Origin of the sequence: Oceaniferula marina (assembly GCF_013391475.1) — a bacterium.
GTDB classification, from domain to species: Bacteria; Verrucomicrobiota; Verrucomicrobiia; order Verrucomicrobiales; family Akkermansiaceae; genus Oceaniferula; species Oceaniferula marina.
This window is the reverse complement of the sequence record NZ_JACBAZ010000063.1, coordinates 1-518: the sequence shown is the minus strand read 5'-3', so window position 1 is coordinate 518 and position 518 is coordinate 1. Positions and strand designations below refer to the sequence as shown.

At 44.2% G+C, this 518-nt stretch carries 1 protein-coding gene; it reads right to left on the bottom strand.

Annotated features, from left to right (window positions below; translation table 11 throughout):
* Positions 1-139 precede the first annotated feature (139 nt).
* On the bottom strand, positions 140-518 hold a 379-nt coding region (locus tag HW115_RS19895), incomplete at its 5' end, for a hypothetical protein (RefSeq protein ID WP_227021689.1).

The following is a 518-nucleotide window of genomic DNA, read 5'->3' as shown; positions in this document are numbered from 1 at the left end:
AACGTAAAGCACACCGGCAGCGATGTACCAGTTGCGCAAAGATTATAAGTTTCAATTCTGTAAACCAGCCGAAAAACCTGGCCAGTCAGCTGCTAGCTGTCGGGTGCTGCGACTTGTTCGGCCACATTTTTAGCAGAGTCTACTGCTTCAACACTATAACTTCGTAGTCTTTACTAATGGCTAACTTGAACGGCACATCTGTCTCAGTAAAGGTCTTCCTTGATTCAACCAAATAGTCCTCTGATGGAGATAATATAACCCAATCATCTCGCTTAATTACGCGATCTCCAGGATAAATCAGTTCATCTATCCTCTCAGGAAAATCGCCGTTCTTATTATGGTACTCGGCAGCTCGAATTCTAAATTCGTGAGCTTGCGCAAAACCATCAGCGGTTTCAGACGTTTTCGTACTCGTTCTACACTGAGACGCAACTAAGCAACACAGGCCGACAACCGCTAATCTTAGAATGTATCGCATATCGCTCCCGAGAGATTTCTTATTATTGCCGAACGTAAAG